This window comes from uncultured Thiohalocapsa sp. (assembly GCF_913062725.1).
Classification (GTDB): domain Bacteria; phylum Pseudomonadota; class Gammaproteobacteria; order Chromatiales; family Chromatiaceae; genus Thiohalocapsa.
In genome coordinates this window covers 1-3,630 of sequence record NZ_CAJXWY010000121.1, presented here as the reverse complement: position 1 = coordinate 3,630, position 3,630 = coordinate 1, and the positions used below count along the sequence as shown (strand labels likewise).

The 3,630-nt window shown below is 71.7% G+C and carries 3 protein-coding genes; 1 reads left to right on the top strand and 2 read right to left on the bottom strand.

The features are described from left to right. Positions 1–277 precede the first annotated feature (277 nt). Together QZ588_RS17885 and QZ588_RS17880 are read right to left on the bottom strand one after the other, a co-directional pair. On the bottom strand, positions 278–1,486 hold the full coding sequence (locus QZ588_RS17885) for a geranylgeranyl reductase family protein (protein WP_295544458.1): 1,209 nt from the start codon (positions 1,484–1,486) through the stop codon (positions 278–280). Positions 1,487–1,573: 87 nt separating this feature from the next. Then, positions 1,574–2,812, bottom strand: a complete 1,239-nt coding sequence (locus QZ588_RS17880) for a hypothetical protein (RefSeq protein WP_295544456.1) — start codon at positions 2,810–2,812, stop codon at positions 1,574–1,576. Between the two features lie 291 nt (positions 2,813–3,103). Between QZ588_RS17880 and QZ588_RS17875 the strand changes: the two genes are divergently transcribed. Beyond that, a partial coding sequence (locus QZ588_RS17875; protein ID WP_295544455.1) for a Clp protease N-terminal domain-containing protein occupies positions 3,104–3,630 on the top strand: 527 nt, incomplete at its 3' end.

The window sequence follows — 3,630 nt, the reverse complement described above, 5'->3', positions numbered from 1 at the left end:
CGGTCACGGTCAGAACAGGGGTTGGTGGGTAAAGCCCTATTTTATCAAGGAGTTAATTGTTTTGTACTGTACAGAGCCCGGCGCCAAACGCCTTCAGCCCGCCGTCGCCCGGTCGGTCTTCGCCGGGCCTGCCTTTGGGCTGCGCCAACCGACCCGAGGCCGCCCCGGCCCGAGCCGTCCGTTCTCGGCGACACGGCTCGAAGCGCCTGAGCGCCGCACGGCACTCACGACGTCGGCGGATGCGGCCATCCCAGGTCCGCCGCCGCCTCCCCCCAATTTACTCATCCGTGACGGGGCGCCGCGGGCGGCTCAACAACAGCGGGGCGAGGGCCGCGGGCGCGAGCACACGCGTGGGTGGTGCGGCGCCGAAACAGACTTGCACCAGTCGGTCCACCAAGTCCTGTCCATGCCGGCCGCGGCCGAACAGCCGGTCGAAGACCCAGGGGTTTGCGCCGTAGCGCCGGGCCGCCGTCATGACGCGGAAGAGTCCGCGAAAGCGCCGGTTCAACGCCCTGGGATAGTCGGCCAGCGCCGCGGCAGCCAGGGCACCGCCGGCGCCCGCGCGGCGTAATGCCGCTTGTGCGCTGACGGCGGCGAGCTCGGCGGACTCCAGCGCATAATCGATCCCCTCGCCGGTGAAGGGGTTCACCAGCCCGGCGGCCTCGCCGACGGCCAGGACGCCGGTCGCCGCCTTGGGCGCGCGCAGGAAGTCGCAGCGGATGGGGTAGCCCGCGATGCGCCCGATGTCGTCGCTGTCCGCGCGCGCGCCCGCCAGGGCCGGATGCTCGGCGAGCAGCGTGGCGAGCCTTCCGGCGACGGGCATCGGCGCGCGCCCGGCGTACCAATAGCCCAGATTGGCGCTGTCCGGCCCCGTGGGAAAGAGCCACGCATAACCCGGCAGCGGCAGCCGGTCCAGGAAGATGCGCAGATCCGGCCCGGGTGAGCGGATGCCCCGCAAATAGGCTCGGGCCGCCACCGTATGCACCGGTCCCGGCGGTGCAAACGGCGTGCGCTTGATGAGCGACAGGGCCGCCCCGGTGGCGATGACCACCAGCTGCGCCGGCACCGCCGTGCCGTCGAGCTCGACGCCCCCCGTCGGCAGCAGGGTGCGCACATGGGCCACCCGGAAGTCGGCGCCGGCGGCCAGCGCATGGCGTTGGAGAATGTGGTCGAAGCGGTAGCGCGGCAGCACCAGCGTGCGGGCGGGCCGATTGTCCGCGCCGGCGAGGCGGGCGCTGGCCTCGGCGCCGCCGGGGGCGCGGAAACGGATGCATGACGCCGCGTGTGCCTCCGCGGCCACCGTCTCGAGCACGCCCAAGCGGGCAAGGCCGTGCTGGGCCCGGGGGCTCAGACAATCGCCGCAGACCTTGTCTCGGGGAAAGCGCGACTTGTCCACCAGCAGGGTGCGCACCCCGGCCGTTGCGAGGTGCCAGGCGGTGGCGCTGCCGGCGGGACCGGCGCCGACAATGACGACGTCATACTGCATGGCTACGCCTGTGCTGCGACGGGTTGGAGTGGTGCCTTGGGCACTGGTGCCTGGGGGCTTGGCGCTTGGGTGGTGATACGCGGCGTGTCAGCGCGCCCGCGGCGCCCGCCAACGACGATGGGCGAGCTCGCCGCCGCAGGGTTGTCCCTGGGCCGAGGCCAGGACCGTTCCCCGGCTGTCCGTGAGCCGCCAGTCGGCGACGCCGATCTCCTCGCTGATGAAGAAATGGCGCACGGCGGCCCGTTCGCGGCGCAGCAACGGCAGGTGGTACAGCACGCGGTTGGTGAGACTGAGTCGCAGGCCGTTCGCCGCGGCCTCGATCCGCCGCAGCCGCGGGCGGCGGACGCCGAGCACCGGGTCGCGCACGCGCTCGGCCCAGGTCAGATCGAGGCCCGCCGCGCCGAAGCGCTGGTGGCAGTGCTCGCCCGCCTGCCGCCAGCAGACATCCAGATAACGCAGCGCGCGGCTGCCGCGGTAGGTTTGCAGCACCACCGCCTGACCCGCGTCGGCGTCGGGCACGAAGAGGAAATCCCAGCCATGCAGCGGCAGGGGACGGATGCCGTAGCTGTGCTCGTAGTAGCCGGTGGCACTGCGCCAGGACCAGTGATTGTGGCCGGCGGCGACCCGCCTGCGCAGCGCCGCCGTGGCATAGCCGGGGGTGCTGCCGGGGCCCTCCGCCAGCGTCCACAAAAGCTGCTCGCCCAGGGTGAGACTGCCGTCGGAGGCCGCCACCGGTGATGGGCAGTCCACGCTCCAGTGGGCGCCAAGCCAGCCGCTGCCCAAGGCGCCGGGGAAGTCCTGCCCGTGGGCGGGCGCCAGTGCGCTGCCGGCGAGCCCGACATGCGAGAGCCGCAGCAACAGGCCGGCGCCGGCCTCGAGCTCGATGTCGGCGACGGCCGGACCGTCATGGGCGACGGCGATGCAGCAGTCGGCGTCGCCGGCGGTGACACTGCCCGGGGCGCCGGCGTCGAAGCTGCAGGTCTCGGTGGGGAACAGGTGCATCCAGCAGAACGCCGGCGGCGGTGTGAGCTGCGGCGTGTCCGGCGCTGTCGCCGCGCTCGCCGGCGGGGTGGGGCGATCGAGCACGCCGGCGACGATGACCAGCAGCCCACTCTCCGCGATCAGGCCGAAGCGCCGCTGCGGATTCACCAGCGCCAGGCCGACGATGCCGTGGAAGGCCGGCGACAGCACGGCGTAATAACGCCACTCGATGACGCTCGCCGCGCGCAGTGCCGCGCGCGCTGTCGGCTGCGCGCCGGCGTCGATGAGCCGCGGCCACAGCCATGTGGCGGCATTGCCGGTGGCGTCGATCGTGCTGGCGGTCATGCGAGGGAGACAGGCCGGGGGTTACGGTTGGTCCGTGGACTGCCGCTCACGGGCTTCGGGTGGGCCGTTTTCGGAGTCCGCATGGCGGCAGTCTAGGTGTCGGAGCGGGCCAGGTAAACCGTCGGCGCCGGCGTGCATGCCGCAGGCCGGGCGCGCGTGCGCGCCCATCCCCGTGCCCGCACCCGCAGCATTGGCACTCTCACCCCGAGAGTGCTTGAATTCCCCCCGTGATCCCCGCAATTGCGCTATAACCCTAATAAATGCCAGAGATCAGCCCCGGAGGTCTTCCCCGTGCGAATGGACAAGCTCACCAGCAAATTCCAAATGGCCCTGGCCGATGCGCAATCGCTCGCCCTGGGCCGCGACAACCAATTCATCGAGCCGGTGCACCTGATGGTGGCGCTGCTGGACCAGGACGGCGGCACCGTGCGCCACCTGCTGGCCCAGGCGGACGTGAACGTCAACCGCCTGCGCTCGGCCCTGGGCGAGGCCCTGGAGCGCTTGGCGAAGGTCTCCGGCACCGGCGGCGACGTCAGCGTCTCCAACGCGCTGGGCAAATTGCTCAACCTGACGGACAAGCTCGCCCAGGCCCGCAACGATGCCTACATCAGCTCCGAGCTGTTCGTGCTCGCCGCGCTGGAGGACAAGGGCGAGCTCGGCGGCATGCTGCGCGATGCCGGCGCCAGCAAGGGTGCGGTGGAGAAGGCCATCGACAACATGCGCGGCGGCGAGTCGGTGCAGGACCCGAACGCCGAGGAGCAGCGCCAGGCGCTGGAGAAGTACACCATCGACATGACCGAGCGCGCCGAGCAGGGCAA

Coding starts and splice junctions, on each gene's coding strand:
- QZ588_RS17885 (WP_295544458.1), bottom strand. CDS start 1,486: ATGCAGTATGACGTCGTCATTGTCGGCGCCGGTCCCGCCGGCAGCGCC.
- QZ588_RS17880 (WP_295544456.1), bottom strand. CDS start 2,812: ATGACCGCCAGCACGATCGACGCCACCGGCAATGCCGCCACATGGCTG.